This is a genomic window from Campylobacter showae (assembly GCF_900573985.1).
Taxonomy (GTDB): Bacteria; Campylobacterota; Campylobacteria; order Campylobacterales; family Campylobacteraceae; genus Campylobacter_A; species Campylobacter_A showae_E.
On sequence record NZ_UWOK01000001.1, the window covers coordinates 828,807 to 854,828 of the forward strand.

Consider the following 26,022-nt stretch of genomic DNA (forward strand, 5'->3'; position numbering starts at 1 on the left):
CCAAGCTGTAGCCTCTCCGACCAAAGCCGAAATATCTGCTTTTTATCAAATTTGATGTAAAATGACGGCGTGACATCGCAGTCAAAATAAGCCAGAAAACGTAAATTTACAATCAAAAACTCAAAGCAAAGGAGAAAATATGCTGTTACTTAAAAATGCCGATCTATACGCGCCAGAACACGTCGGCAAGAGCGACATTTTGCTCGGCGGAGGTAAAATTTTAGCCGTTTCCAAGAGGCTTGATTTTCGTATTGAGGGACTTGAGGTTTACGATCTAGAGGGTAAAATTTTAGCGCCTGGGCTCATCGATCAGCACGTGCACATCACGGGTGGCGGCGGCGAGGCGGGCTATCACTCTCGAACGCCCGAAATAACGCTATCTGGGATCATCCGCTACGGCACGACGACGGTCGTGGGGACGCTGGGTACGGATGGGTGCACGAGGAGCCTCGAAAATCTCTACTCAAAGGCCAAAGCGCTTGAATACGAGGGCATTTCGACCTTCATCCACACAGGCTCTTATGCGCTGCCTAGCGTCACATTTACTGGCTCCGTCACGCGCGATCTGGTGCTCATCGACAAGGTCATCGGCTGTAAGATCGCGATGAGCGACAACCGCGGCAGCTACCCGACCGCGCAGGAGCTAATTAGGACCCTGACGCAGATACGCATCGGCGGCATGATCTCGAAAAAAGGCGGCGTGCTGCATATGCACATGGGCGGGCTCGCGGATAAATTTGACCTGATTTTTGGCGTGATCAAGGACTATTCGTTCCCGGTTAATTACTTTTCGCCGACGCACTGCGCGCGGACAAAGGAGCTTTTTGACGAGGCGATCAAATTTCAAAAAATGGGCGGCTATATCGACATCACGAGCGGCGGAAGCCAGTTTATGCCGCTTCACGAAGCCATCGCCTACGGGCTTGCTAACGGGCTAAATTTAGAGCGCCTAACGATGAGCTCGGACGGCAACGGCAGCGTACCTAGATTTGACGAAAACGGCGCATTGGTCGGCTACGGCTGCGCTTCGTGCGAGACGAATTTAGAAGTCATTCAAGCCTGCGTGAAAAATAAAATCCTAACCATCCCGCAAGCGCTAAGTATGATGGGTAAAAACGTCGCAAAATACCTAAATTTAAGCGGTAAAGGCGAGATAAAAGTAGGCTTTGACGCTGATTTTGCGGTATTTGACGAAGTTCTAAATTTAGATAGCGTTATCGCGAAAGGGGAGTTTTGCGTGAGAGAGAACAAGCTCGTGAAAAAGGGATTTTTTGAGTGAAAATCATTAGTGCGTAAATTTCGCCGACACGCTGAAATATGTAGTCGGTTTTACCGCTGTGGCCTATTTAGCTTTTACATGTCGAAGCTTGTTGCGTTTATGTAAAATTTGATCCAAAAACGGAAACTATATCCGGAGCGGAAAAACTCCGCTCCACTTAAGATTACGCGTTAGTTATCTGGATATAGTTTATTCCGCCCTCGGTTACCGAGTTAGCGTTTAACAAGTCAAAATTTGAGATACCTGCTAGTTTAACTAAGTTATCGTTAGCATCTAAGGCCTTATTGCTGTTAGCGTCTCTTACTAGATACGTATCGTTACCGTAGTATACCGCATAGATAGTATTTGCCACTGTAGAGCTTAGACTACCTAGCGCATCGTTTATAGCCGTTTTTAGATCGGCTCTGCCGTCTACGTTTAGAGATATTTTTTGCAATGTAGCCGCGCCTGAGCTACCTAAGCTTATCTTATCGCCTCTGTTTGCATCGGTTATCGTTATGTACTTGCTAGCGCTAGCATCTGTCGTGGAAGCTCCTAGATTAAACGTATCATTGCCCGCTCCGCCGCTGATTTCAAATTTCTTATTAGCCGACAAAGTAGTTGTTACGATAGTATCGTCTCCGACTCCCAAATTTACGACTACGTCTTTGTTTTGCTGCGTCAGGAAACTAACCTTATCGTCGCCTGCGCCGGTATCTATAAATTTTAGATTTACGGAGCTGATGTTAAGTTCGTCTTTGGTTTTTGAACCTAGGATAGTAGCTACTTTTTCATTATAGACCGCATTATCGGTTTCGATTTTTGTTTTTCCGCTTTTGTTTTCATATTCGCTTAAATCTATTGTTTTTAAATCAAAGCCTCTTAGCCATATTATTTCAAGATCGGAATTTTCTCCTGCTGCTATGAGGCTGTCTGGATTCGTTATGCCGCCTTTTATTTTTAAGACTTCCATATCTCCGCCGGCATAAGAATATATAGATCCCTTTACGTTTATTATATCTATTATATACTCTTTTATCTCCGGAGCAACCGCATCAATAACAAATGAGCTAACGGCATTACCGGCATGTGCCTTAATAGTAACTCCTTTACGTGCGCCTATGCTAACAAATGGACCGCTTGCAGGCGTTATCGGAGAAGACATATTTGACGCATCCAAGGTAATATAATCGCCGCCGATGCTGTGTAGCGTTACATTTTGCAAATAATTGTTTGTTCCTGTATTTATGAAGACATCCTTTCCGTGGATAACTGGCAAATTTAGTTCTCTTAGATTATTTGCATTAATCGTAACATTATTATTTCCGTTTATATGGCCTTTAAACATAGCCGTAGACTCAATACCGTTACCCTTGACATCTATATTGATATCGCCTTCCGCCCATATACTTTTTACTTCTAGCGTCTTTTGTCCGTAAGCTTTAAAATTTACGTTTTTAACCTCGACATGGTCTGTTACGTGACCGCTTACTCTAGTACCGATACCATACTTATAGGTTGAATCCTCTGTCCCTATCTTTACGCTAGCATCTGCTACGTTCGTATTTAGGTTTATGTTTACATCGCTTTTCTTGCTGTTATCATTGGTATTAAATCCTCTTAGCCAGCCTATATCGATGGTTTTTTGATTATTTGCCGTTATGTCGATATTTCCGCCTAAAGACTCGTAGTTGGCTAGCTTTAGAGTGGAATCTGTTATACCTGAAGCTGCGTTAGCGTTTATTTTTAGGTTCTTTGCTTTTACAGCTACATGCGTTTCATCGATGCTTATAGGACTAGGTTGATAGCCTATCTCTGTGGAGGCGCCAGCTACGGTTGAGGTCGTATTAAATTTAGCATCTCCGCCTACGTTAATCTTTTCCCAATCAGTTATCGGGCTAAAGACCGTTATCGGCGTTACGCTCATTTTGAGTGTTTTATAGCCGCTAGCGTTTACGTTTAGATTGCCAGTGATATCTAAATTTCCGTTAGTTCGTATAATGCCGTCTGTTATATCGGAATTTGCGCTATGGTTTAAAGAGAAATTCCTAGCCTTTATGCCACCTGTTACGCTAGTATCGGTCGATACGGTCTCTTTGGCGTAGATTGCGCTCGACCCCTCCTGAGTAAATTTACTAGTTAGACTTACATCCCCCGCCGCGGTTATATTTCCTACGGTTAACGTTTTTTGTCCTACGGCGCTTACGGTTACGTTGTTTACCTTTTTATCGTTATCTCTATCTCCTATCTCTCCGTACGTTACCGTAGAGTCCTCTTTATCCGTAGTAGATACTAGGCTTACGTCTCTAGTAGTCATTATATATTCGCCATTAGCTACGCTTAAATTCTTTAATCCTTCGGCTTTTAAAGAAATATCTTGAACGCCTTGAAGAGGAACCGGAAGATAGGTCTTATCGCCTACTGCTCTAAGAGTTACGCTAGTGTCGTCTCCGGTACCTTTTAGATTGATTTTACTGATGCCGCTTAGCTTATTGTTTATAGTATAGTCTCCCTTTGTCTCTACGTTTAGAGTCTTTAGGTTGTAGGCATTCGTATCGTGGCTTCCCGAAGCGTTTGTCGCCGTAATATTAGCCGTTATATCTTTGTCCGTCTTATTTACTACGTTTAGCGTTTCAAGAGCAAGTACGTTGTTTATATTTTGAGAAAAAGTACTACCGTTGGCCGTGGTGTTTTCTAGGGTAAAGTCTAGCTCTTTTACGGTATCCGAGGCCACGCTTGCCGTAGTAGTACCTTGGCTTGCTGGTACGTCGCTAGCGTTGGCTACTTTTACGTTTAGCTTTTCGGTTCCGTTTGCGGTTATGCTACCGTTACCTTTTTCTATAACGAAATCTCTTATATCGGTACTATTGTTTATAGTTACGTTTGTAGAGTTGGTAGCTTTTGCGTTTACTTTTGCTATCTTAGAGTTAAGTATATTTACGGTAGCGCTAGTTCCGTTAATACCAAGCTCGGTTATCTCTTGCGCTCTTGTAAAGTCTAGTACTGAAGCGTTGGTGTTGATATTTAGTACTTCCACTCCCGTCATCTCTACGTGCTGGTTTCCGTTTATAGCGTCTATGAAGTTTACCGTATCCTTGCCGGCTCCTCCGTCGATAGGTATGATTCTTCCGCTGGCTCCGGTTACGTTAAACAAGTCGTCTTGTCCGCTGCCTTTTATGCTTTGAACGTATCCGTTGGCTTTTACGTTTGCAATTAGTTTATTGCCTTTATATTCGGTAGCGTCAAAGCTATATAGTCCGCTCGTAGTATCTACCGTTAGATCAGCCGTTCCTTTTATATGCATAGTCTTTATGCTTGCAACTTGATCCGGTTGTCTAATCGTATTTGATGTAAAATTAGTTAGCTTGCTAGCTCCTCCTACGGCGTTAATGGTTAGAGCTTCTATATGGTCTCCGTTAACGGTAGTTATGTTTATTCTAGCGTCTTTATCCATGTTTACATTATTTACGACGATTTCCTGGTTATCGTTGCTTCCGGCTAGTACGTCGGTATTATAGATTAGATTTAATCTTCCCGTATCGCCGTTTCCGCTTAGTTTTAGATCGTTGACTAAAAGTTTTACTTTGTTCTCCGGGTTAATAACGTCTACCTTATTCTCGCCGTTTAAGGTGATGGTTTCTAGGTTGTGGATATATTTAGTGTCAAATCTTAAATCGCCGTTGGTCTTGTTGGTCAAATTTAGATTCTCTATATTTTTAACCTCTCCGGTTCCGTTAGTCATTCCGTAGAAGTTAGTGTATAGATCTAAATTTAAAGTATCGTTTCCGCCTTTGCCGTCTAGCTTATCGGTAGCTTTAAACGTAGTTTGTCCTACGGTAGCAGATACGGCTCCGTTAAATACGTCTGATTTGCCTGTTCCGCTTACGTCGTTAGCGTCTGCTGAAAGATTGTGGATAGTAGGAGCTATAAGAGCGTCTATTTTTGCTTTTTGCTCGTCTAGGTTGGTATTATTAGTAGTCGCTATTATATCTTGGAATAAAGAGTAGTCGTACGCTCCGGTTTGATCGGCCGGAATATCTGCTATCTTCTCGGCCATATACTGAGAGATGGCTGTTTTATTTTCAAATACCTTAGCGGCTACCGGGTCTGCCGCTTTTGCTATAGCAGAAGTAGCTACTTCAAATAACTTAGCTACCGTATCTCCTCTGGAGTTACCTAGTTGAATGTGTTTTACCCAGGCGTTAATACCGTCCGGATCTTGAGAATAATCTTTACCTAAGATATTTTTATAGAGCATCTCCACGAAATCTCTATCGTGATCTATGCTGCCGTTAAAATAGGCTAGTGCCGCCGGAGAAGATAGCATGTCGTTAGCCATCTTAGCTATCGTACTGTTTGCTCCCGCGTTTACCCACGCGTTAAAGCCTGCGCCTTCGGGTGCGCGGTTAAATAACGCTACGTAAAGCTGTGCTACTTGCGCTTGTGTTACTGCCATTGAGGACTCCTTTTGGTTTACTATGTTTTATTTTGATTTATTTAATAAAATTTTGAATCAGGTGGTTTGGTTTGCAATCGGCATTGTATTAAACGTTCGGATTATAGCAAAAAAACCGTTATATTTGATTAAAAATATATGAAAAAATTATTTTTTGATTTTTTATATTGAAGCTTTATTCGATCTTGATCAATATATTAAATTTAGCTTTAATTCAGTTATTTTTAAATATAATCCAAGCTTCAATTCACACACACCAGTCCTAAAATTTGGTTGCGTTTGTCAAAAACAAATGTTAATGGGTGTGGAGGAGAAACCTAAATTTCGGGGCAACCCACAAGGAGAAAACTCATGGTAACAATGAGAGATTTGCTAGAGTGCGGCGTTCATTTCGGACACCAAACACGCAGATGGAATCCGAAGATGAAAAAATTCATTTTCGGCGAGAGAAAAGGTATCTATATCATAGATCTACAAAAAACTATCCGCTACTTCCGCTACACTTATAACATCGTTCGCGACGCAGCTGCAGAGGGCAAGACTATACTTTTCGTAGGCACTAAAAAGCAAGCCGGCGCAACTTTAAAAGAGTATGCTGAAAAATGCGGCATGCCGTACGTAAATCACCGCTGGCTAGGCGGCATGATGACGAACTTCGGCACTATCCGCCAATCTATCCGCAAGCTCGAAGTAATCGAGGCTATGGAAGAAGACGGCTCTATAAATTTACTAACTAAAAAAGAAGCGCTAATGCTTCGCCGCAAAAAAGAGAAGCTTCTAGCGTCTCTAGGCGGTATCAGAAACCTAAAAACCGTGCCTGATATGATTTTCGTCATCGACACCGTAAAAGAAAAAATCGCCGTTCAAGAAGCTAACCGCCTAAAAATCCCTGTCGTAGCTCCGATCGATACAAACTGCGATCCTGACGTTATCGACTTCCCGATCCCTGGCAACGACGACGCGATCCGCTCTGTTCAGCTTTTCTGCCAAGAGATGGCCGAGGCTATCATCGAGGGACGCTCTCAGCTTGAAAAAGACGGCGGCGAGCAAGAAGAAGGCAAAGAGGCTGTAAGCCAAGCCGAAAAAGACGCAGTCGTAAACGAGGCTGTTAACGAAGACTTCTCTGAGGACTTCAGCGAGGACGAAGAGTAATGGAAATCAGCTCACAAATGGTAAAAGAGCTCCGCGAATCAACCGGAGCGGGAATGATGGACTGCAAAAAGGCGCTAGCCGAAGCTAATGGCGATATGGAAAAAGCTGTCGATATATTGCGCGAAAAAGGTCTAGGTCAAGCTGCTAAAAAAGCTGACCGCCTAGCTAGCGAGGGGCTTGTGAGTGTTGTTGTTTGCGATCACTGCAAAACCGCGACCATCAGCGAGATAAACTCTGAGACTGACTTCGTCGCTAAAAATGCTCAGTTTCAAAATTTGACCAAAGACACTACGGCACACATCCAGACAAATTTGATAAAAGACGTCGAGAGCCTAAACGCAAGCGTTATCAACGGCGTTAAATTTGAGGATTATTTCAAAAGCCAGATCGCTACTATCGGTGAAAATTTGGTCGTTCGCCGCTTTGAAACTATAAAAGCGGACGATAAAGGCGTAGTAAACGGCTATGTGCACTCAAATGGCCGCGTAGGCGTGCTTATCGGTCTAGCTTGCGAAAGCGCAGAAATCGCTAACAAAGCGGCTGAATTTGCAAGAAATTTGTGCATGCATGCAGCTGCTATGAAACCAAGCGTTATAAGCTATAAGGACCTTGATAAAGATTTTGTCGAGAAGGAATTTGTCGCACTTCGCGCAGAACTTGAAAAAGATAACGAAGAGCTAAAACGCCTAGGCAAGCCGCTTCACCACATCCCTGAGTATGCAAGCCGCTGCCAAATAGGCGATGCAGAGCTTGCTAAGGCAACAAAAGCAATTGAAGAAGAGCTAAAAGCCGAGGGTAAACCTGAGAAAATTTGGGACAAAATCATCCCTGGCAAGATCGATAGATTTTACGCCGATAACACCGTTTTAGATCAGCGCCTTACGCTACTTGGACAGTTTTACGTAATGGACGATAAAAAAACTATCGAGCAAGTCGTTGAAGAAAAAGGCAAAGAGCTAGGCGGCAAGATCGAAGTAGTAAAATACGTTCGCTTCGAGCTTGGTGAAGGCTTAGAGAAGAAAAACGAAGACTTTGCGGCCGAGGTTGCGGCGCAAATAGGCTAAATTTATGGAAATCTTAAAGGGCGTAAATCTAGGCTTTGCGTATGATTATACGCTCTTTGAGAATGTAAATTTAAGCGTAAATGCCGGCGGCAGCTGCGCTATAACGGGCGTTAGCGGCTGCGGCAAATCAACCATACTCCATATACTTTCTACTCTTTTGCGACCGAAAAACGGCGAAGTTATCTACGGGGGCAAATCGCTTTACGACCTATCGGCAAACGAGCTTTTGCGTATCCGCAGATTTGATTTTGGTATTATTTTCCAGGCGCACTATCTTTTTAAAGGCTTTAGCGCGCACGAAAATATTGAGCTAGCCTCCGTTTTATCTGCTCAGAAAATCGACGATGAAATTTTGGCAAATTTAAAAATAGACGGCGTAATGAATCAAAAAGTAGGCGAGCTAAGCGGCGGACAGCAGCAGCGCGTCTCAATCGCTAGAGTGCTTTGCAAAAAGCCGCGCGTGATATTTGCCGACGAGCCTACGGGAAATTTAGACAAACAGACCGCAAATGAAGTGATGCAAACGCTGTTTAACTACATCAAGGCAAACGATGCGGCGCTGGTTTTAGTCACTCACGACAACGAGCTTGCGCAAAGATGCGACGAAGTTTACCGCCTCGAAGATAAAAAATTCTCTTTAATTTCTCCCGAGCTTATTTAAATATTTTTACAGCAACGATTTGCCAAATTTATGGCTTAAAATTTAAGCTCAAATTTGTGAGCTATTTTTTGAGTTTAAATTTATCGCAAACCGCCTAAAGCGACCAATTCTGAAAGAACAAAATTTATGATCAAATTTAGTCTCGTAGCCGTATTTTATAAAGCGTAGCGATTTTTTAAATTTACCCCCCCCCCCCCCCCCCCGGCAAACTAAAATTTAGCCCAAAACAAAAGCTAAAAGCGATCGCCAAATTTAAACCTCTTAAATTTGAAAAACAACAACTGCACGCAAAAAAATTTGGCAGATAAAGCGGCATTTTGTAGCCCTTGATCACGCCCAAATTTCCACACATTTTCATCTGTCTTTCAAATTTACCGAATTTTCAAGGATTTAACTCTAAAATAACGGCATTTAAATTTAAAACGAAAGAGTCCGGTGGAGCTAGTCGAGTTTTTTGCGCCCGAGCGCGTCATCACCTTCATGCTGTTGTTTGCGCGTATCGGCGGGCTGATGCTATTTTTCCCGTTTTACGGGCACGAGCAGATCCCTATGAGCGTCAAGACCGCATTTTCGTTTTTGCTCACGCTATTTTTGTTTCCGCTTGCCAGTATCAAAAGCGGCGAGATTTACTATTTAGCCGTAGAGATCGTGAGCGAGGCGGCGCTGGGGGTTTGCGCCGGGCTGCTGCTTCATATCGTTTTTGCCAGTTTGCAGCTAGCAGGTGAGCAGATCTCGATGATAATGGGTTTTTCGATGGCTTCGGTACTGGATCCACAGACTGGCCTTAGCTCGCCCGTGATCTCAAATATCATAAATTTCCTCGCACTCATGACATTTTTGGCCTTTGACGGGCATCATTTGATCCTACTTTTTATCTCAAATTCCCTCACGCACGTTCCGTTAGGCGGCTTTTACCCGAGCCCCGATATCGTGCAGTACGCCTCAAAATCCATGATAAATTTGTTTACTTTTGGATTTATCATTTCCTTCCCGATTTTGGCGCTTTCGCTGCTTTCGGATCTGATTTTCGGTATGCTGATGAAGACCATGCCGCAGTTTAACCTGCTAGTGGTTGGCTACCCGATCAAGATCACGATCGGCTTTGCCGTGCTGATCGCGATACTAGCTGGCATGATGGAGCTTTTTAGACAGCTTGTGCTTCGTGTTATCAACGACCTTCCGTCGCTATTTTTCTAAAACTAAGCTTGAAGTAATGGAAAATGTTTTAAAATACGTTTTTTAGGTATAAAAAGGAGAATTCGTGAAAATCGTTCTTGTAAACGCCAATCCCGCGGTATCGCGTTTGGCGACGCTGGCTCTTAGCAAAATGGGTTACGAATACGTCGAGATCGGCGATGTAGGCGAGCTTGGCGGCGTTTTTGACGTGCTTATCTTGGATAGTGATATTGATGTAAAAGAGACGAACCTAAAAGAATTCGCAAATAAAATTTTATACCTTTCCTCTAAAAATTCTCCGACCTTTGAATATGCCGACAGGATACTGCCAAAGCCGTTTTTACCGACGGAATTTATAACTATCGTGGAGGATCTGGCGAGCAAAACAAAGAGTGCCGAGCAGCCTGTTGCGACAAATAATAATGAAACTGCGGAAGTGTCGGTCGAGGGATTTGAGTTTATAGATGATCCGACTGAGGATGTCTTTGAAGACGAGCTGATGGAGGCGGACGCAAGCGAGTTTAAGCTAGATGACGAGTTTGAGGATGATTTGCAAGGGGCGCCAGTCAAAGATGGCGCCTTTGACGAGCTAAACGAGATCGTAAAAGCAATCGACGATATGGACGAGCTAAGCGAGAAGCTCGAAGGCAATGAGCTGGATTTAGACGACGCGAACGATGAGCCGACGGAGTTTGAAATCGCTGCGAAAGACGATAAATTTGATGAGCTTTCTACTGATTTGGATATGCCGGATGAGCTTATGGATATCAAATTTGAAACGGCGGACGAGCCTGAACTCGGCGCAACGGAGCTTGTTGCAGACGGCGAAGATAAGCATGAAGAGACTCAAGATAAATTTGAGCTTGATTTTGACGGTAGTATCGAGGATATCAAACATCAAATCGACGAAATAGACAAGATGGACGAACTATCTGAAAATTTGGATACTGACGACGAACCTTTGGATACTAAATTTGAGGCGGCGAACGAGCCTGATATAGCCGAGTTTGTCGATATGGATAGCGCGGACGAGCCTGAAGCTGTGCAAAGCCTTGAGCAAGCGGAAAATGACGATAAATTTGCAATAGAAGAAGCTGAGGAGCAAGAGGATATCTTCGCCGATATGGATATGAAATCCGACGAGCCAGATGAGCAAGAGGTGCAGGTCAAAAATAGCGCTTTGGGCGATGAGTTTTTGCTAGACGATATAGACGTAGCGGGCGAGGCGGAGAAAGAGGATCTTGCGAGCGAAGAAAATTTGACGCAAGATGTTTTAGATGATGAGCTTGCGGATGATATTTTTGCCGCAGAGGAGCAAGGCGAGACGGAAATAAGCTCCGAGCAAGAAGAACAAGAAATCGGCGAGCCTGAAGCCCTACAAAACGAGCCTGAAATAGCGCAGGAGCTTGATCCGAGCGAGTACGGCGATATCGAGCAAATTAGCGAAAAAGATATGGCCTTGGCGCTTAATGAGAGCGGATTTGATAGCGGCGAGGCGGCGGATTTAGGCTCGCACAAATCTCAAACGGCCTCAAAAATAGACGAGCTTAAGGCTCAAATTTCAGACGCCGTGGCTAAAAATCTAGAAAATTCGTTGCAAGACGGCGAGCTGCGAGAAGCTCTAAAAAATCTCAACATAAAAATCAATATAAGCTTTGAGGAAAAGTAGTTGAAGGGGCAAATTTTAATCGTCTCGGGCCCTAGCGGTAGCGGCAAGAGTACGCTTTTAAGTCGTCTTTTAAAAGAGGAAAACGATCTTTATTTTTCGATCTCAAGCACCACAAGAGCGCCGAGGCAGGGCGAGGTCGAGGGCGTGAATTATTATTTTATAGGCGAAGACGAGTTTAAAAAAGGCATAGACGCGGACGAGTTTTTGGAGTGGGCGTGCGTGCATGGCAACTACTACGGCACCTCGCTAAAGCCCGTTTTAAAGGCGCTTAAAGAGGGCAAAATAGCTATTTTTGATATCGACGTGCAAGGCTTTAATATCGCAAAATCAAAATTTGCCCAAAATATCACCTCCGTTTTTATCACGACGGCTAGCAAAAACGAGCTAAAATCAAGGCTGCAAAATCGCGGCACCGACAGTGCGGAAACTATCGAAAAGCGCCTGATAAACGCAGTCGGCGAGATGGAGCATATCTTAGAGTACGATTATTTTTTGATAAACGACGACTTGCAAAACTGCTATGAAAATTTGCGCGGGATTTTGCGCTCTATGCGCCTAAAAACGTCAAATTTAGACGCAAAAGAGATTATTAACAAATGGAATAATTGATAAAATTATGCTAATATAACGAAAATCAAAAAGGAGAAAAAATGGGTCCAAGCGTCCAACAATTGCTTATTATTTTACTTATCGTGGTCTTGCTTTTTGGAGCGAAAAAGATCCCCGAGCTCGCAAAAGGCCTAGGTAAGGGAATAAAGAGCTTCAAATCGGAAATGGAAGACGATAAAAAAGCCGAGAACGTAGAAAAAGTAGAAGAGAAAAAAGAAGAAACCGCAACCGCCGCAAAGACTGAAGATACGGCTAAAAACGCGTAAGGAAAGGCGTTGAAAAAAAGCGTAATAAACGAGATAAAAGGCGCCGTGGACTTTGACTTTGCGCTGGAAAAGCCAAAAGATAAGGGCTTGGCGCACTATGCGATGCCTACTTTTAGCCTGGCAAAACAGCTCAAAAAATCCCCCGTAGCCATAGCCGCCGAGCTAGCGTCTAAATTTGAAAATAGCGAAGTTTTCGAGGCGACGGCGCTAAACGGCTATATAAATTTTAAATTAAAGCCGGGCTTTTTAGATAAATTTGCCTCTGCTAGCCTTGCGAGCCCGAGCGAGTTTGCAAAAGGCGGCGGAACTAGCGGCGAGAAAATTTTGCTCGAGTACGTCAGCGCAAATCCGACTGGTCCGCTTCACATCGGGCACGTTAGAGGTGCGGTTTTTGGCGATACGCTAGCTCGCGTTGGGCTTCATATCGGCGAAAATATCGCTACCGAATACTACATCAACGACGCAGGCAATCAAATCGAGCTTCTAGGCACGTCCATATCGCTTTGGGCGCGTGAAAATCTGTTCGGCGAGAGCGTGGCGTATCCGGAGAAATTTTACCGTGGCGACTATATCGAGCCTATCGCAAAAGAGGCGCTAGAGAAATTTGGCAAAGAGATATTTTACGACGAGAGTCGAAATCTCGAACTTGCCGAGTTTGGCAAGGATAGAGTGCTGGTTTTGATCAAGCAAAATTTAGCCGATGCGCAAATTTTCATCGAGAACTGGGCTAGCGAAAAGAGTTACTACGACAAACTCTCCCTCACGCTAGATCGCCTAAAAAACGAGAACGGCATCTATGAGAGCGAGGGTAAAGTCTGGCTAAAATCAAGCGAAGTGGGCGACGAAAAAGATCGCGTCATCGTGCGCGAGGACGGTCGCGGCACCTATCTAGCCGGCGACGTGGTCTATCACGACGATAAATTTAGGCGCGGATTTGATCGCTGCATCAACATCTGGGGCGCCGATCACCACGGCTATATCGCGCGTATGAAGGCGGCGCTACATCTGCTTGGATACGACGAAAACCGCCTTGAGATCATACTTTCTCAGATGGTGAGCCTGCTAAAAGACGGCGAAGCCTACAAGATGAGCAAGCGCGCGGGCAACGTCGTGCTGATGAGCGACGTAGTCGAGGAGATCGGCTGCGAGGCGCTTAGATTTATGTTTCTTAGCAAGCGCTGCGACACTCACCTAGAGTTTGACGTAGACGAGCTAAAACGCGAGGATAGCTCAAACCCGGTATTTTATATCAACTACGCGCACGCTAGGATCAATCAAATTTTCGCAAAAGCGGGCAAAAATGTCGCCGATGTCGCAGGCGTTAAATTTGCAAATTTGAACGAAGACGGCAAGAATTTGCTATTTGAGGCGCTCACGCTAAACGATATCTTAGTCGATAGTTTTAACACGCGCTCGATGAATAAAATTTGCGACTATCTAAAGAGTCTGGCTGCGAATTTTCATAAATTTTACAATGAAAATCGCGTCGTAGGCAGCGAGAACGAAGACGAGCTTCTAAAGCTTTTTGCCGTCGTCGCGCTCTCGATAAAAACGGCTCTAGGGCTAATGGGTATCGCCGCAAAAGACAAGATGTAAGAGTTAAATTTAGTAAATTTAGAAGCGCTTTAAGCGGCGCTTCTTGTTTAAAATAACCCCTTAAAATCCATGAATCTTTCTAAAATTTCCGCCGCATTTTTCTTTATATTTTTGATAGCCATAGAGTATCTCGCCCTCACGCCAGCACAGATAAAACTCATCGAAAACAGCTGGGACAAGGCAAATCATTTCATCGCTTTCGCCGCGCTTTACGTTACTCTGCATTTTGCCTTTTCTAGGTTAAATTTGGGCGCAAAGGTTGCTATTTTGCTAGCTTACGGCATCCAGATAGAAGTAGCGCAGTCGTTTGTGCCGGGCCGTTATTTCAGCCTGCTAGATATCGTCGCGGACGGCATCGGTATAGTTTTGGTATCTTAGCGGTGAGAATTTTGGAGCGAATTTTGAATCGATTTTGGAGTAGATTTTAAGCCAAATTTGACTGATTCGAACTTTTTGCGCCTCACTACATTATCTGCCTTAAGTATAAATTCACCATCAAATTTGCCGCATTTCACTCACTCAAATTTACGGATATCAAATTTGAGCTAGCTAGCATGCTTAAAGCGATAAATTTATAAATAGTCGCTAAAATATGCCCTAAATTTAGCGCCAAGCGACAAGAAAACAGCACAACTCGCGACTAAATTTAAAAGAAAAATCCAAAAACGAAAGAGTAAAAAATGAAATGGCAAGACAGCAGACGAAGCGACAACATCGAAGATAGAAGGCAAAACAGCGTAAACAGCATGGGCTCGCTGGGCGCGCTCATACCGATTATCAGATTTTTGCTGGGCTCAAATATCGGTCGCGTGGTGCTAGTTATCGGCGCAGTGGCGTACTTTATGGGCTTTAACCCTCTCGCGCTGCTTGAGGGCGGCGGCGCGGGCACTCAAAGAGTGGCGTTAGATAGCCCGCAGGAGAAGGAAAAGGTCGCCTTCGTATCTGCGGTGCTGGCTCAGACCGAGGACGTGTGGAGCAAGGTGTTTAAGGCGGGCGGCGCGCAGTACAAGGAGCCTAGCCTAGTGCTTTTTAGAGACGGCGTTTCTAGTGCGTGCGGCACGGCTAGCTCGCAGATGGGGCCTTTTTACTGCCCCGCAGACAAAAAAGTCTATCTTGATCTTAGCTTTTTTGACGAGCTAGAGGCCAAATACAAGGCCGCGGGCGACTTCGCGCAGGCGTACGTGATCGCCCACGAGGTCGGACATCACGTGCAAAATTTACTAGGCACGCTCGGTAAAATAAACGAGCTAAAATCGCGCACCAAAAGCCCTATAGAGCAAAACGCGCTGCAAGTCAAGGTCGAGCTGCAGGCCGACTGCTATGCGGGCGTCTGGGCGCACTACATGGGGCGCTACAACGTGCTAGAAGACGGCGACATCGAGGAGGCGCTAAATGCCGCGAGCGCGATAGGCGACGATGCGCTACAGAAAAAATACCAAGGCCGCGTGACGCCGGATTCGTTCACGCACGGCTCGTCAAAGCAGCGCATGACGTGGTTTAAAAAGGGATTTGAAGGCGGACAGCCAAGCTCGTGCGCGTTTGAGATGTGAATTGACTTTTTGGCCCTGGGCCCTGTTTGGCGAGCGTAAATTTATACTCGGCCGCATTTGGATAAAATTTGAATCCAAGTGCGGCTTTTTTGGACGTCTTTTAGCACAATTCAAATTTAAATTTCCCCGATTTTGAGCAAATTTGGGCGCGGCACGGTTTGCTCGGCGCGCGGCTTGTAAATTTGATGAGGCAAGCGATAAAATCGAAAAAACGGAGCGAAAATGAAAAGAAGAGAGTTCATAAAGGGCGCGGCGACTTGCGCGGTGGGGCTTGCTACGGGAGTAAATTTGTTTGCCGAGCGTACTATCGAGACTAGTGCGGCAAATTTGACGGACGGCGTAGATCTAAGCGGTGCAAAAAACCTCGGCGAGAAGCTTGCCGCCATGACGCCGTATCTCACGCTAAATAATAGAATTTTGATGCCGATCATCGGGCTTAGCGCAGATAAATTTGACGGCTCAAAGGATCAAAACGCGCTGGAGACGGCCCTCGGGCTAGGCTACCGCCTGATCGATACGGAGGGTGACAAGGAGGAGGTCGCGGCTACTGCATTTGCGGCTAGCGACTTAGAGCGCGGTCAGCTGTTTATCCAAAGCTCGGTAAGCGCTCAAAACGCGGACGAAAGTGATATGATAAAAAGCTTTGAACGTTCGCTAAAAAAATTAAATACCGACTACGTCGATCTACTTTTGCTGCACGTGGGGGCGAGCGATGCTAGCTCTGCGTGGCGCGTTTTGCAGAGGCTTTACCGCGAGGGACTTGCGGCTGCGATCGGCATCTGCGACCGTCTCGGAGAATTCGGGATCGAAAATTTAGCCAAAATCGCGCAAGGTAGCGAGGTTAAGCCCGCTGTTTATCAGACGCCTGCGCGCTCCTATCTGCGGCATTTTGTTACGCGAGGCAAGCTTACCGACCATGGCGTGCAGGTGCAGCTACGATATGAGCCTGGCGAGGAGCTAAAAGAGGCTGCGATTGCGCAAATTGGCGAAAAATACAGCAAAACGAGGACGCAAATTATCTTGCGCTGGCTCGTGCAGCACGGTGTCTGCGTTATAGTAAACGCCGGCAGCAAAGAGCGTTTGCTTGAAAATATAGATATTTTCGGCTTTGAGCTAGCGGACGAGGACGCCGCGCAGATAGCAAAACTCTGGCGGAGTTAGCAGGCGAGGCGGATCGCCGCGCTATAAATTTGCTAGTTTGAGAGACGTTAAATTTAGCTACAAAACCTCGCAAATCGCACCCAAAAAGCGAGATAACGCACCTAAGGAAAATCAATGAAAAACTTGGACTACGAGATGCTTAAGGCGGAGTGGCAGAAAGAGTGAAATGAAAAGGGCAAGAAATACGCCAAGGCCGTAAACGATATGGTGGCGTTTGCGGAGGTTCACGGCTGGGATGCCTACAAGGGCGAAGATCCGATTGATGAGCGCGAGGGTATGACGCAGCTTTGCGAGGCGGTTTTTGAGCTGCTAAAGGAGGCTAACGAGCGCGGCGAAACGGCGAAGTTTAGAGCCGATTTTCCGCCCTCAAACGTCATTTTCGATAAAAACTTGAGAAAAAAGCTAAGAGACATCGATCAAATTTGCCCTCTTGGCGGCGAGAACGTCCTTTTTATCGTCTCGCAAAGCGATCCTGAAGGCTGGCGTAAGAAGCTATATCTGCTAGAAGGCGAGCGCGTTAGCGAGGTGGCGGACGACGTCATTGCCGTGGGCAAGTCTAAGCGAAACGAGATTTACGCCCTACTTAGTAGGAGCGAGGTCGAGCTTATAAAAGGCTACGACGACAGGGTCGGCGGCGAGCCTATCGCGAAATTTAGCCACGACTTGGAGCTGACATACGACGAGGCTGAAATTTTACCCTTTAACGACGGCAGCAAGGTGCTTTTGAGCTGCCGCGACGGATTTTTTTTGATCTCGCAAAGCGGCGCGAAGCTCATCCATCCGATCTATGAGGAGCTCTATGGGGACGACGAGGGCAATGTCGCACTCTATATCGACATGGCAAACGCGACGCTCTCAAACGACAACGAGCTAATCGTCGCGGGCGAGCAAGATGGCGATCACGTCCTGATGGATAGCGAGGGCGAGCGGCTGGGCAGCATCGGCGCACAGAGCTCGTATCCGCACTTTTGCCTCTTTAGCGCGGACGATACGCAGCTCATCACAAACTCCTGCCACTTCTACAACGGCGTTACGATCGGCGTGGATAGGGCGGCTCTAAAGCGAGGACTGGAGGTCGAGGCTTATTCGTACGACGAAGAGGGCAAGAAAAATTTCACGCTGATCGACGATGCGATGAGAGTTTACGCGGGCGTAGCGACGGAGGACTTTTGCATCCTCGGCGACGCATACGGCTACATCAAAGCAGTCGGCAAGGACGGGCGTAAAATTTGGCGCCACTACCTGGGCGGCACGATAAAGTCTATGGTGCTAAGCGAGGCCGGGGGCGTGCTATTCGTCGGTACATACGGCGGCAGGCTGCATAAGCTACGCCTCGGCGCGGGCCAAGACAGCCACACGATCGGCAACGGCAACCATAAAGAGGAGTTTAGACTGATCGCTTACGAGGATAAAATTTATCGGTGGTAAAATTTCGCGGCGCACGGTATAGCGGCTCAAATTTTAACGTTTTTAAAATGCCGGTCTTGGCAAGTAAAATGTGGAGCTAAGACAATGCTAAAATTTAAAACAAATTTACCAAATTTGAATATAAAAATCTAAAGTGAAGTATTTTGCCGCTAGGCCGCTCAAATTTGGCTCAAATTTTACGCATCGACAAAAAGCGCGGCGACAAAATTTATGAATCTCATCGCCGCAAATTTATCAGTTGTTAGTCGCCGACCGTATCGGTGTCAAACGTGCCTTCAAGTATGCTTTTGATAAAAGAAACGGTCGCAAAGCGCGCGGCTGGCAAATTTATGAGCGTGTGCGGAGCATTGGGCAAGAGTAAAACTATCGCATTTTTCTTGTCGCCGTAAGCTGCGGCGCAGTTTCCGGCGGCGTTTTCGTTGCCTAGATAGCTATTTTTTTGAGAAAAATATTTATCCTGATCGCTTATTAAATTTAAAACCGGCGTATCATTAAGCGCCGTTTTATGCTCTTTTACGAAGTAGTTCTCCTCGCACGACCAAGAGTTTATAATCTTGCCCAAAAAGTCCTTGCCATCGTATCTGGCTACGGCCACCGCGCCTTCGCTGGTGCCGGCTAAAAATAGTTTGCTCGTATCCGCCCACTCCGTGTTTTTTAGCGCATCCAGGGCGACTTTGATTTCGCTAGAGCGCAGCGAATGGACCTTTTCATAAATTTCCTTATCTGCCGGAGATTTATATGTTATCCTGTTTTCCAGAGCCATACTATCAAACATAAAGCTTGCTATGCCCTCTTTTGCGAGCCACTCTTGCCATTTGTCAAGGCCTATTTTGTTGTTGATGCCGGACGAGCCGTGCAGAAAAACTACGACCGGCGCTTTGGCTTGCGTCTTTGGAGCGTCTTTAAAAAGTCCGACGTAAATATCGCCGCCCGTGACGTTTTTTGGAAGCGCGATCTGAGCCTGCGCTATGCCCTTTCTGGCTGACTCGCTCGTGTGCGAGTACGCGTCGCCCGCAAACAAATGCGCCGCAAAGAGCGCAACCAATAAAGCAAAAGTTTTTCTAAACATAAGCATCCTTTATCTTGACTTTGATCGATTATATAAAAAACAGATTTAAGGCAGGCTTTTAATTTATAAAATAATCGCTAAAAAAGTAGTAAAAACTTGCGGTAGCCGGCTTTTAAATTTCGGCGCTAAAACTGCCTTGACCATAGCGCGCAAAAATCGGTTGCTTTTGCGTATTAAAAAGTTCAAATTTAGCTCCTTTTTGCCCGCTTTTGTAAAACCAAAGCGCGGTAAAACGCGTCAAATTTAACGGCTGCGGCTTAAAAATGTTTTCGCAATTTAGACTCGATTTGGGGTTTAAATTCTACGTGGATAGTGCGAAGTATTGCGAGATGGATTTTTTTTGGGGGGCGCTTCCCTTGCGGTCGCAACTGCAAGCAGAAGCGACGTAAAAATTTAGCAAAGATAAGGTATGTAGCCTATAAAGGCTAAATTTTTATTAGCTCCGTTAAAGGCGATCGCGAGACGAGCCGCCTCGCTGTAAAAAGCGTCTAATTTGTGCTTTACGTCCCAGCTTGCCATCCGCTTTTTGCCAACTTCTTGGGCGAAATTTAAGGTCGCGCCTCCTGCTTTTTTACCGGCTTGGGGAGCCAAATTTGACCGCAAACTTTACCTTCTTGATCGCCAGCCTCAAAGTCAAATTTTGCAAGATGATTTTTGATTTTTTTAGTATGGGGAAAATTTAGCGTAAGTTTTTAGTTCGATTTTTTGAAATTTGCGGGCTTCGCGCTCGCTACTAGCCCGGAGCCGCCCGGCGAAATCGCGTCCAAAAATAGCTTTCTAAAACCGGTCAAATTTAAATAAGGGTAAAAGCCTGCGATGTCGGCTTTTGACTCAAATAATCAAGCAAGCCGCTTGCAAGATTCGGCAAATATCAGCAGTTTATAGCAGTGGCTTTGGTCAAATTTGCCGTCCTCTGCATGCTTTAGACAAATTTGACGCTACCGGCGCGGCGGGCTAAATTTGACTTAGACTTTCGCCTCTTTTAGCTTGCTTAAAAACTCTTCGATGTTGTATTTGGCGCGGTACTGCGCGCTCATGAGGTGGATGAGTATGTCGCCAAGATCGATCACGACCCAGTCGCCGGAGCTTTCGATGCCTAAAAACTGCTCGCCCTCGTCCTTTAGCCCTTCTTTTAGGTCGTCCGTTAGCGAGTAGGCGTGGCGCTCGCCCATCGTGGTGGCGATGATGACGCATTTTGCGATGTATTCGCGCCCACTCATGTCGATAGCCTCGATGGCTTCGGCCTTTTTGGCGTCTAGGATTTTGATGATTCGTTCGATTCTTTCTTGCATGTTTTTCCTTGATAAAATTTCGCCGCCTCGTCCGCTATGCACGGTATCATCAGGCTTTTGTCTAAATTTTGCCTGATTTGCGAGGACGAAACGGGCGCGTTTATGTTTAAAATTTTAAAATTTTCAGGCACGGCTACGTCGTCGCGACTAGCTACGACGAAGGTCGTGAGCCTAAAGAGCTCGCCTATCTCGTGCCATTTGTCTAGGCTGGCTAGGTGATCGGCGCCGATGATGAGATAAAGCTCGCTCACGGCATAAATTTGCCGCATATGCCGCACGCTCTCTATCGTCGGCACGGGGCGGTTTTGCGCGATCTCGTAGTCGCTCACGCAGACCTTATGCAGCGCGCCCCAAGCCTCGTTCGCCCACTTTAGCCGAAGTAGCGGCGGGGCCGAAAACTCGCTCTTGAACGGGCTGATAAACGTCGGCATGATGATGAGCTTGTCCGCGTCTAGCTGCTCTAGCGCGGCTTTAACGATGGCGTCGTGCCCGAGATGAGGCGGGTCAAAACTACCGCCAAAAAGCGCGATTTTCATAAATTTGCCTTTAAAATTTCGGTGCAGTTTAGCGAATTTGAAGTGAAAATTGGTTGAAAATCAAAAAATTCGCCGATAAAGCGCAAATTAAATGGAGATTTTGTAAAATTTGGGGATTTTTGGGCTTGAGAGGCTCGTTTTTCGGCGAGCAAGCGAGGGTCAAATTTGCAAAGGCGGGCTTTAGAGCGGCTTAAATTTACGCGCTCGGCATCGGTTGAGGCTGGTAAATTTAACACGCAAAAAGCTAAAAAGTACGAAAATAACCTTTCCGCGCGCTTGAAAGCGACCGGAAAATCTAGCACAAGGAGCTAAACATGGTAAAAATCGCGATCAACGGTTTTGGACGTATCGGCAGGTGCGCTGCTCGTATTATTTTAGAGCGAGACGACGTTGAGCTTGTCGCTATCAACGACACGGCGACGCGCGACATGACGCGCTATCTGCTCAAATACGACAGCGTGCACGGCGAATTTAAGCAAGACGTTAAGGTGATAAGCGACGATTTTATAGAAGTAAACGGCAAAAAGATAAGAGTTTTTTCAACAAGAGATCTAAACGAGCTTAGCTACGCAGACTACGGTGCAGACGTGGTTTTGGAGTGTACGGGTAAATTTTTAACTACAGAAAAATGCGAACCGTACCTAGCTCGCGGTATCAAAAAAGTCGTCATGAGCGCTCCGTCAAAAGACGACACGGCGACCTTCGTAGTCGGTGTAAACGACGATAAATACGCAGGCGAAGCGATCGTCTCAAACGCAAGCTGCACCACAAACGGCCTAGCTCCCGTCGCAAAGGTGCTAAACGATAAATTTGGCATCGTAAAAGGGCTCATGACTACGATCCACGCCTACACAAACGGACAGAGCCTAGTAGACGTAAAGGCCAAAGACTTCCGCCGCTCACGTGCTGCAGCCCTAAATATCGGACCGACAACTACTGGAGCTGCAAAAGCGATCGCAAAAGTGCTTCCCGAGCTAAATGGCAAACTACACGGCCAAGCAGTACGTGTGCCAGTCGCTAACGTCTCGATGGTCGATCTAACGGCGGTTTTAAAAAGACCGGCTAGCAAAGAGGAGATAAACGAGGCGTTTAGAGCGGCTGCGGAGTCAAATTTAAAGGGAATTTTGTTTGTCGATGACGATTATAGAGTTAGCAGCGACTTTTGTACGAGCGCATACAGCAGCATCGTAGCTAGCGACACGACGCAGGTCATCGCCGATGATATGGTAAAGGTCTTTGCGTGGTATGACAACGAGTGGGGCTACTCGACAAGACTCGTCGATCTTGCTAAGATCGTGGCTACGAAGTAAATTCAAAGGGTGAAAAATGAGTGAAATTTTATCGATCAACGATCTTGAGCTAAGCGGCGCGAAGGTATTTGTCAGGTGCGATTTTAACGTACCTATGGACGAGTTTTTAAATATCACCGACGACCGCAGGATCCGCTCAGCGATACCAACTATCCGCTACTGCCTAGATAACGGCTGCAGCGTGGTTTTGGCTAGTCACTTAGGACGTCCTAAAAACGGCTTTGAGGAGAAATTTTCGCTACGAGGCGTGGCAAAGAGGCTTTCTAGGCTACTTGATAGAGATGTGATTTTTGCCGAGGACGTCATCGGAGCGGACGCCAAAGCTAAAGTCGCTGCACTAAAGCCCGGCGAAATTTTACTTCTTGAAAATTTGCGCTTTGAAAAGGGCGAGACTAAAAACGACGAGGCGTTAGCCGCCGAGCTCGCTAAATACGGCGAATTTTACATAAACGACGCGTTTGGCGTCTGCCACAGGGCGCACAGCTCGGTTGAGGCAATCACTAAATTTTACGACGAGAAGCATAAAGCGGCGGGATTTTTGCTGCAAAAGGAGATAAATTTCGCTCAAAATCTCATCAAACACCCTGCGCGTCCTTTCGTCGCGGTCGTTGGTGGTAGCAAGGTAAGCGGTAAGCTGCAAGCTCTGCACAACCTGCTTCCGCGAGTGGATAAGCTCATCATCGGCGGCGGCATGGCGTTTACGTTTCTAAAATCGCTCGGCGAAAATATCGGAAACTCGCTGCTTGAAGAGGATCTTATCGAGGACGCAAGGCAAATTTTACAAAAAGGCAGGGAGCTTGGCGTTAAAATTTACCTGCCCGTAGACGTCGTCGCAGCCCAAACCTTTTCAGCTGAAAGCGCCGTGAAATTCGTCCCCGCTCAAGAAATACCTAGCGGCTGGATGGGCCTAGATATCGGGCCGGCGTCGATAAGGCTTTTTAAAGAGGTCATCGCCGACGCGCAAACCATCTGGTGGAACGGGCCGATGGGGGTTTTTGAGATGGATAAATTTAGCAAAGGCAGCATCAAAATGAGCCACGCCATCATCGACACTCACGCGACTACCGTCGTTGGCGGCGGCGATACGGCCGACGTCGTCGAGCGCGCTGGAGATGCTGACGAGATGACCTTTATCTCGACTGGCGGCGGCGCAAGTCTGGAGCTCATAGAGGGCAAGGAGCTGCCGGGTATAAAGCCGCTTAGAAAGGCTGCGGAGTGAGGTTTTTAGCAAATTTAAAGTGCAATCACACGAGAGCTAGCTTTAAAGAGTACGCCCAAATTTTAGATGCAAATTTAAGCGCAAACGACGATGTAACGGTGTTTCCGCCGTTTAGCGCGCTTGATCTTGCGGCTCATAAATTTAAGCTCGGCGCTCAAAATTTCTACCCGTGCGAAAGCGGCGCTCACACCGGCGAGATCGGCAAGGCGATGCTGGACGAATTTGGCGTAAAAAGCGTGCTGATCGGACACTCCGAACGGCGAGAGCTTGGCGAGAGCGAGGAGCTCTTGCGCGCTAAATTTGACTTCGCCGTAAAGGCTGGCTGGCAGATCGTCTACTGCATCGGCGAAAATTTGAGCGTGAACGAAGCTGGGCGCACGAAGGAGTTTTTGGCGGAGCAGCTAAAAAATATCGACCTTGGCTACGAGCGCTTGCTGATCGCCTACGAGCCGATCTGGGCGATAGGTACAGGCAGGAGCGCGAGCGCGGAGCAAATCGAGGAGATATTAAATTTCATCCGCGAGCAGACGAGCGCGCCGCTGCTTTACGGAGGCAGCGTGAATGCCGCAAATATCGGCGGGATAGCGGGGATTAAAAACTGCGACGGAGTATTAGTAGGTACGGCGAGCTGGGAGGCGTCGAAATTCTTGGAGCTTATACGCGCCCACTCGCATCGCTATACTTCGTTGTCTTAAAATTTTGCTCGGTCATTACCTAATATGGTAACTCCCGTCGCAAAATTTTAAGCCGCCTAGTCTAGCTTCACGATACTGCCGCTATCAAATTTGGTTTCAAATTTGAATTGCAAATTTTTAAGTCAAATTGCGAAGGATTTTGAGATGATTTTTGGGGCTTTGCAGTTAAAATTTTGCGTAGGCTAGACGGATGGTCTGCCGAGCAAAATTTTAACAAAATCGCCAAAAAGCGCTCAAAAGCCAAGCAAATTTTAAAGGAGAAATAATGATTTTAAAAGGAAAAAAGGGCCTCATCGTCGGCGTCGCTAACGCCAAATCTATCGCTTACGGTATTGCCGAAGCTTGTCACGCGCAGGGTGCGCAGATGGCGTTTACCTACCTAAACGACGCGCTGAAAAAACGCGTGGAGCCGATCGCGGAGGAGTTCGGCAGCAAATTCGTCTATGAGCTCGACGTAAACAACCAAGCCCACCTAGACGGCCTTGCGGATCGCATCAAGGCAGATCTTGGCGAGATAGATTTCGTCGTGCATGCGGTGGCCTATGCGCCAAAAGAAGCGCTTGAGGGCGAGTTCGTAAACACGACTAAAGAAGCCTTTGATATTGCGATGGGCACGAGCGTGTATTCGCTGCTAAGCCTCACGCGCGCGGTACTTCCGGTGCTAAAAGAGGGCGGCTCGGTGCTCACGCTCACCTATCTTGGCGGACCAAAATTCGTGCCTCACTACAACGTAATGGGCGTCGCAAAAGCAGCTCTTGAAAGCTCGGTGCGCTACCTAGCTCACGATCTTGGCGCGCGCGGTATCCGCGTAAACGCTATCAGCGCAGGCCCGATCAAGACGCTTGCGGCAAGCGGAATCGGCGACTTTAGGATGATTTTACGCTACAACGAAGTAAACAGCCCACTAAAACGCAACGTCACGACACAAGACGTCGGCAATAGCGCGATGTATCTGCTTAGCGACCTTGCTAGCGGCGTGACGGGCGAGGTGCACTACGTCGACTGCGGCTACAACATCATGGGCATGGGCGACGTAGCCACCGACGCCGAGGGCAACACTATCCTAGCTTGGGACGCAAAATAATCTACTGATATAAATTTGGCGGGGACGACTCGCCAAATCCTTCTTTTAAATTTCATCAAATTTGACCAAAAGGACGCGCGATGAGGTCTTTGGGCGAGCTTATAGACACAAATGAGCCGGGCTGGGCGCTAATAGAAGAGTGGCTAAAAGAGGCCAAAAATGGCTATGAGATTTTACCGCGTGACGAGGGCAGGGCGCAAAGCGAGCTTTTGGGACTTTGGGTCACTACACGCTCGCCGATGGGCGCGCTTGTCTACAGCTGCGGCGGTATCGTGGTAGACGGCGGTTGGCTGCGCGTGCTAGGCTCAAGATGTGAACGGATGAAGCGCGGAATTTATAGCTTCAACCTTGGCAAAAGCTTTAGCGAGGCTGGGCAGATGCCCATCTATTTGCTCGTGGCGGACGATATTCTGGGTGGATTTTCTTGCGATAAACGGCGGCGCCTTTGATGGCAAAGCGGGCAACGTCTTTTACTACGCGCCAGATAGCGGCGAATGGGAGGATACGCAGCTTGGCCACTCGCAGTTTTTGTGCTGGGCGCTTTACGGAGATATATCTAAATTTTACGAGCTTTACCGCTGGGATGGCTGGCGCGATGGCGTGAGTAAATTTAGCCTTGATAGGGTGATGTTTGCCTTGCCGCCGATACTTTGGCAAGATGCTAATGTAAAACTAAAGCTAAAACAGATGAAAAAAGACGGCATGGACATAGATGAGTACTTTGCTTCTATTTTTAGCGGCGGCGAGTAAATTTCCAAATTTGGCTGGAAC

25 protein-coding genes are annotated in these 26,022 nt (G+C 46.6%); 19 read left to right on the forward strand and 6 right to left on the reverse strand.

The window, feature by feature from the left end:
* The first annotated feature begins 139 nt into the window (after positions 1 to 139).
* On the forward strand, positions 140 to 1,279 hold the full coding sequence (gene iadA / locus EE116_RS04155; RefSeq protein ID WP_122873356.1) for a beta-aspartyl-peptidase: 1,140 nt from the start codon (positions 140 to 142) through the stop codon (positions 1,277 to 1,279).
* A 163-nt stretch (positions 1,280 to 1,442) separates the two neighbouring features.
* On the opposite strand, the gene EE116_RS04160 is transcribed toward iadA, so the two are convergent.
* Entirely contained in the window at positions 1,443 to 5,714 is a 4,272-nt protein-coding gene (locus EE116_RS04160; protein ID WP_122873357.1) for a hypothetical protein, read from the reverse strand.
* A gap of 351 nt (positions 5,715 to 6,065) precedes the next feature.
* Here EE116_RS04160 and rpsB point away from each other — a divergent pair, with 351 nt between their 5' ends.
* The 12 genes from rpsB (at position 6,066) to EE116_RS04225 (ending at position 18,046) form a co-directional block, all read left to right on the forward strand.
* Positions 6,066 to 6,866, forward strand: coding sequence for a 30S ribosomal protein S2 (rpsB, locus tag EE116_RS04165; RefSeq protein WP_122873358.1), 801 nt, complete (start codon positions 6,066 to 6,068; stop codon positions 6,864 to 6,866).
* Entirely contained in the window at positions 6,866 to 7,930 is a 1,065-nt protein-coding gene (gene tsf / locus EE116_RS04170) for a translation elongation factor Ts (RefSeq protein WP_122873359.1), read from the forward strand. The genes rpsB and tsf overlap by 1 nt, the downstream gene beginning before the upstream one ends.
* 4 nt (positions 7,931 to 7,934) lie before the next feature.
* Positions 7,935 to 8,591: an ABC transporter ATP-binding protein gene (locus tag EE116_RS04175; protein ID WP_122873360.1), complete on the forward strand. Its 657-nt coding sequence runs from the start codon at positions 7,935 to 7,937 to the stop codon at positions 8,589 to 8,591.
* A gap of 435 nt (positions 8,592 to 9,026) precedes the next feature.
* Positions 9,027 to 9,788, forward strand: coding sequence for a flagellar biosynthetic protein FliR (gene fliR, locus EE116_RS04185; RefSeq protein WP_002952713.1), 762 nt, complete (start codon positions 9,027 to 9,029; stop codon positions 9,786 to 9,788).
* Between the two features lie 64 nt (positions 9,789 to 9,852).
* Complete coding sequence (locus EE116_RS04190) at positions 9,853 to 11,436, forward strand: saccharopine dehydrogenase (RefSeq protein ID WP_122873361.1); 1,584 nt, start codon at positions 9,853 to 9,855, stop codon at positions 11,434 to 11,436.
* Entirely contained in the window at positions 11,437 to 12,045 is a 609-nt protein-coding gene (gene gmk, locus EE116_RS04195; protein WP_122873362.1) for a guanylate kinase, read from the forward strand.
* Positions 12,046 to 12,086: 41 nt separating this feature from the next.
* On the forward strand, positions 12,087 to 12,311 hold the full coding sequence (locus EE116_RS04200) for a twin-arginine translocase TatA/TatE family subunit (RefSeq protein ID WP_002952710.1): 225 nt from the start codon (positions 12,087 to 12,089) through the stop codon (positions 12,309 to 12,311).
* A 9-nt stretch (positions 12,312 to 12,320) separates the two neighbouring features.
* Positions 12,321 to 13,907 (forward strand): arginine--tRNA ligase, encoded by a 1,587-nt coding sequence (argS, locus tag EE116_RS04205; protein ID WP_122873363.1) that lies wholly within the window; start codon positions 12,321 to 12,323, stop codon positions 13,905 to 13,907.
* A gap of 69 nt (positions 13,908 to 13,976) precedes the next feature.
* Positions 13,977 to 14,285, forward strand: a complete 309-nt coding sequence (locus EE116_RS04210; protein WP_241091629.1) for a VanZ family protein — start codon at positions 13,977 to 13,979, stop codon at positions 14,283 to 14,285.
* Between the two features lie 302 nt (positions 14,286 to 14,587).
* Entirely contained in the window at positions 14,588 to 15,457 is an 870-nt protein-coding gene (gene ypfJ / locus EE116_RS04215) for a KPN_02809 family neutral zinc metallopeptidase (RefSeq protein WP_122873364.1), read from the forward strand.
* 222 nt (positions 15,458 to 15,679) lie between these two features.
* Entirely contained in the window at positions 15,680 to 16,618 is a 939-nt protein-coding gene (locus EE116_RS04220; protein WP_122873365.1) for an aldo/keto reductase, read from the forward strand.
* Positions 16,619 to 16,822: 204 nt separating this feature from the next.
* Positions 16,823 to 18,046, forward strand: a complete 1,224-nt coding sequence (locus tag EE116_RS04225) for a PQQ-binding-like beta-propeller repeat protein (RefSeq protein ID WP_241091630.1) — start codon at positions 16,823 to 16,825, stop codon at positions 18,044 to 18,046.
* Positions 18,047 to 18,287: 241 nt separating this feature from the next.
* Here the strand turns inward: EE116_RS04225 and EE116_RS04230 are convergent, their stop codons facing one another.
* The 5 genes from EE116_RS04230 to EE116_RS12440 form a co-directional block, all read right to left on the reverse strand.
* On the reverse strand, positions 18,288 to 19,115 hold the full coding sequence (locus EE116_RS04230) for a dienelactone hydrolase family protein (protein ID WP_122873366.1): 828 nt from the start codon (positions 19,113 to 19,115) through the stop codon (positions 18,288 to 18,290).
* A gap of 393 nt (positions 19,116 to 19,508) precedes the next feature.
* Complete coding sequence (locus EE116_RS04235) at positions 19,509 to 19,718, reverse strand: hypothetical protein (protein WP_122873367.1); 210 nt, start codon at positions 19,716 to 19,718, stop codon at positions 19,509 to 19,511.
* A gap of 362 nt (positions 19,719 to 20,080) precedes the next feature.
* A complete protein-coding gene (gene rsfS, locus EE116_RS04240) occupies positions 20,081 to 20,407 on the reverse strand; it encodes a ribosome silencing factor (RefSeq protein ID WP_122873368.1) in 327 nt (108 codons plus the stop codon).
* A complete protein-coding gene (gene nadD, locus EE116_RS04245) occupies positions 20,371 to 20,943 on the reverse strand; it encodes a nicotinate (nicotinamide) nucleotide adenylyltransferase (protein ID WP_122873369.1) in 573 nt (190 codons plus the stop codon). Before nadD ends, rsfS begins: the two co-directional genes overlap by 37 nt.
* Entirely contained in the window at positions 20,940 to 21,179 is a 240-nt protein-coding gene (locus EE116_RS12440) for a hypothetical protein (RefSeq protein ID WP_163028028.1), read from the reverse strand. Before EE116_RS12440 ends, nadD begins: the two co-directional genes overlap by 4 nt.
* 78 nt (positions 21,180 to 21,257) lie before the next feature.
* Between EE116_RS12440 and gap the strand changes: the two genes are divergently transcribed.
* The 6 genes from gap to EE116_RS13005 all read left to right on the forward strand — a co-directional run bounded on the left by gap (position 21,258) and on the right by EE116_RS13005 (position 26,001).
* The gene (gap, locus tag EE116_RS04250) at positions 21,258 to 22,253 is read left to right on the forward strand and encodes a type I glyceraldehyde-3-phosphate dehydrogenase (protein ID WP_122873370.1); all 996 of its coding nucleotides are present in this window, start codon (positions 21,258 to 21,260) and stop codon (positions 22,251 to 22,253) included.
* A 16-nt stretch (positions 22,254 to 22,269) separates the two neighbouring features.
* Positions 22,270 to 23,472 carry a phosphoglycerate kinase gene (locus tag EE116_RS04255; RefSeq protein WP_122873371.1) on the forward strand — a complete coding sequence of 401 codons (1,203 nt, stop codon included), beginning with the start codon at positions 22,270 to 22,272 and terminating at the stop codon, positions 23,470 to 23,472.
* Positions 23,469 to 24,167 (forward strand): triose-phosphate isomerase, encoded by a 699-nt coding sequence (locus EE116_RS04260; protein ID WP_122873372.1) that lies wholly within the window; start codon positions 23,469 to 23,471, stop codon positions 24,165 to 24,167. Before EE116_RS04255 ends, EE116_RS04260 begins: the two co-directional genes overlap by 4 nt.
* 265 nt (positions 24,168 to 24,432) lie before the next feature.
* Positions 24,433 to 25,251 (forward strand): enoyl-ACP reductase FabI, encoded by an 819-nt coding sequence (gene fabI, locus EE116_RS04265; RefSeq protein WP_122873373.1) that lies wholly within the window; start codon positions 24,433 to 24,435, stop codon positions 25,249 to 25,251.
* Between the two features lie 80 nt (positions 25,252 to 25,331).
* The gene (locus tag EE116_RS13000; protein WP_277418940.1) at positions 25,332 to 25,700 is read left to right on the forward strand and encodes a DUF2625 family protein; all 369 of its coding nucleotides are present in this window, start codon (positions 25,332 to 25,334) and stop codon (positions 25,698 to 25,700) included.
* Complete coding sequence (locus EE116_RS13005; protein ID WP_277418941.1) at positions 25,666 to 26,001, forward strand: DUF2625 family protein; 336 nt, start codon at positions 25,666 to 25,668, stop codon at positions 25,999 to 26,001. The genes EE116_RS13000 and EE116_RS13005 overlap by 35 nt, the downstream gene beginning before the upstream one ends.
* Positions 26,002 to 26,022 lie beyond the last annotated feature (21 nt).

What these genes read in the sequence shown, in the direction of transcription:
- iadA (WP_122873356.1), top strand. Translation starts at nt 140, where the DNA reads ATGCTGTTACTTAAAAATGCCGATCTATACGCGCCAGAACACGTCGGC.
- EE116_RS04160 (WP_122873357.1), bottom strand. Translation starts at nt 5,714, where the DNA reads ATGGCAGTAACACAAGCGCAAGTAGCACAGCTTTACGTAGCGTTATTT.
- rpsB (WP_122873358.1), top strand. Translation starts at nt 6,066, where the DNA reads ATGGTAACAATGAGAGATTTGCTAGAGTGCGGCGTTCATTTCGGACAC.
- tsf (WP_122873359.1), top strand. Translation starts at nt 6,866, where the DNA reads ATGGAAATCAGCTCACAAATGGTAAAAGAGCTCCGCGAATCAACCGGA.
- EE116_RS04175 (WP_122873360.1), top strand. Translation starts at nt 7,935, where the DNA reads ATGGAAATCTTAAAGGGCGTAAATCTAGGCTTTGCGTATGATTATACG.
- EE116_RS04200 (WP_002952710.1), top strand. Translation starts at nt 12,087, where the DNA reads ATGGGTCCAAGCGTCCAACAATTGCTTATTATTTTACTTATCGTGGTC.
- EE116_RS04210 (WP_241091629.1), top strand. Translation starts at nt 13,977, where the DNA reads ATGAATCTTTCTAAAATTTCCGCCGCATTTTTCTTTATATTTTTGATA.
- ypfJ (WP_122873364.1), top strand. Translation starts at nt 14,588, where the DNA reads ATGAAATGGCAAGACAGCAGACGAAGCGACAACATCGAAGATAGAAGG.
- EE116_RS04220 (WP_122873365.1), top strand. Translation starts at nt 15,680, where the DNA reads ATGAAAAGAAGAGAGTTCATAAAGGGCGCGGCGACTTGCGCGGTGGGG.
- EE116_RS04225 (WP_241091630.1), top strand. Translation starts at nt 16,823, where the DNA reads ATGGTGGCGTTTGCGGAGGTTCACGGCTGGGATGCCTACAAGGGCGAA.
- EE116_RS04230 (WP_122873366.1), bottom strand. Translation starts at nt 19,115, where the DNA reads ATGTTTAGAAAAACTTTTGCTTTATTGGTTGCGCTCTTTGCGGCGCAT.
- rsfS (WP_122873368.1), bottom strand. Translation starts at nt 20,407, where the DNA reads ATGCAAGAAAGAATCGAACGAATCATCAAAATCCTAGACGCCAAAAAG.
- nadD (WP_122873369.1), bottom strand. Translation starts at nt 20,943, where the DNA reads ATGAAAATCGCGCTTTTTGGCGGTAGTTTTGACCCGCCTCATCTCGGG.
- gap (WP_122873370.1), top strand. Translation starts at nt 21,258, where the DNA reads ATGGTAAAAATCGCGATCAACGGTTTTGGACGTATCGGCAGGTGCGCT.
- EE116_RS04255 (WP_122873371.1), top strand. Translation starts at nt 22,270, where the DNA reads ATGAGTGAAATTTTATCGATCAACGATCTTGAGCTAAGCGGCGCGAAG.
- fabI (WP_122873373.1), top strand. Translation starts at nt 24,433, where the DNA reads ATGATTTTAAAAGGAAAAAAGGGCCTCATCGTCGGCGTCGCTAACGCC.
- EE116_RS13000 (WP_277418940.1), top strand. Translation starts at nt 25,332, where the DNA reads ATGAGGTCTTTGGGCGAGCTTATAGACACAAATGAGCCGGGCTGGGCG.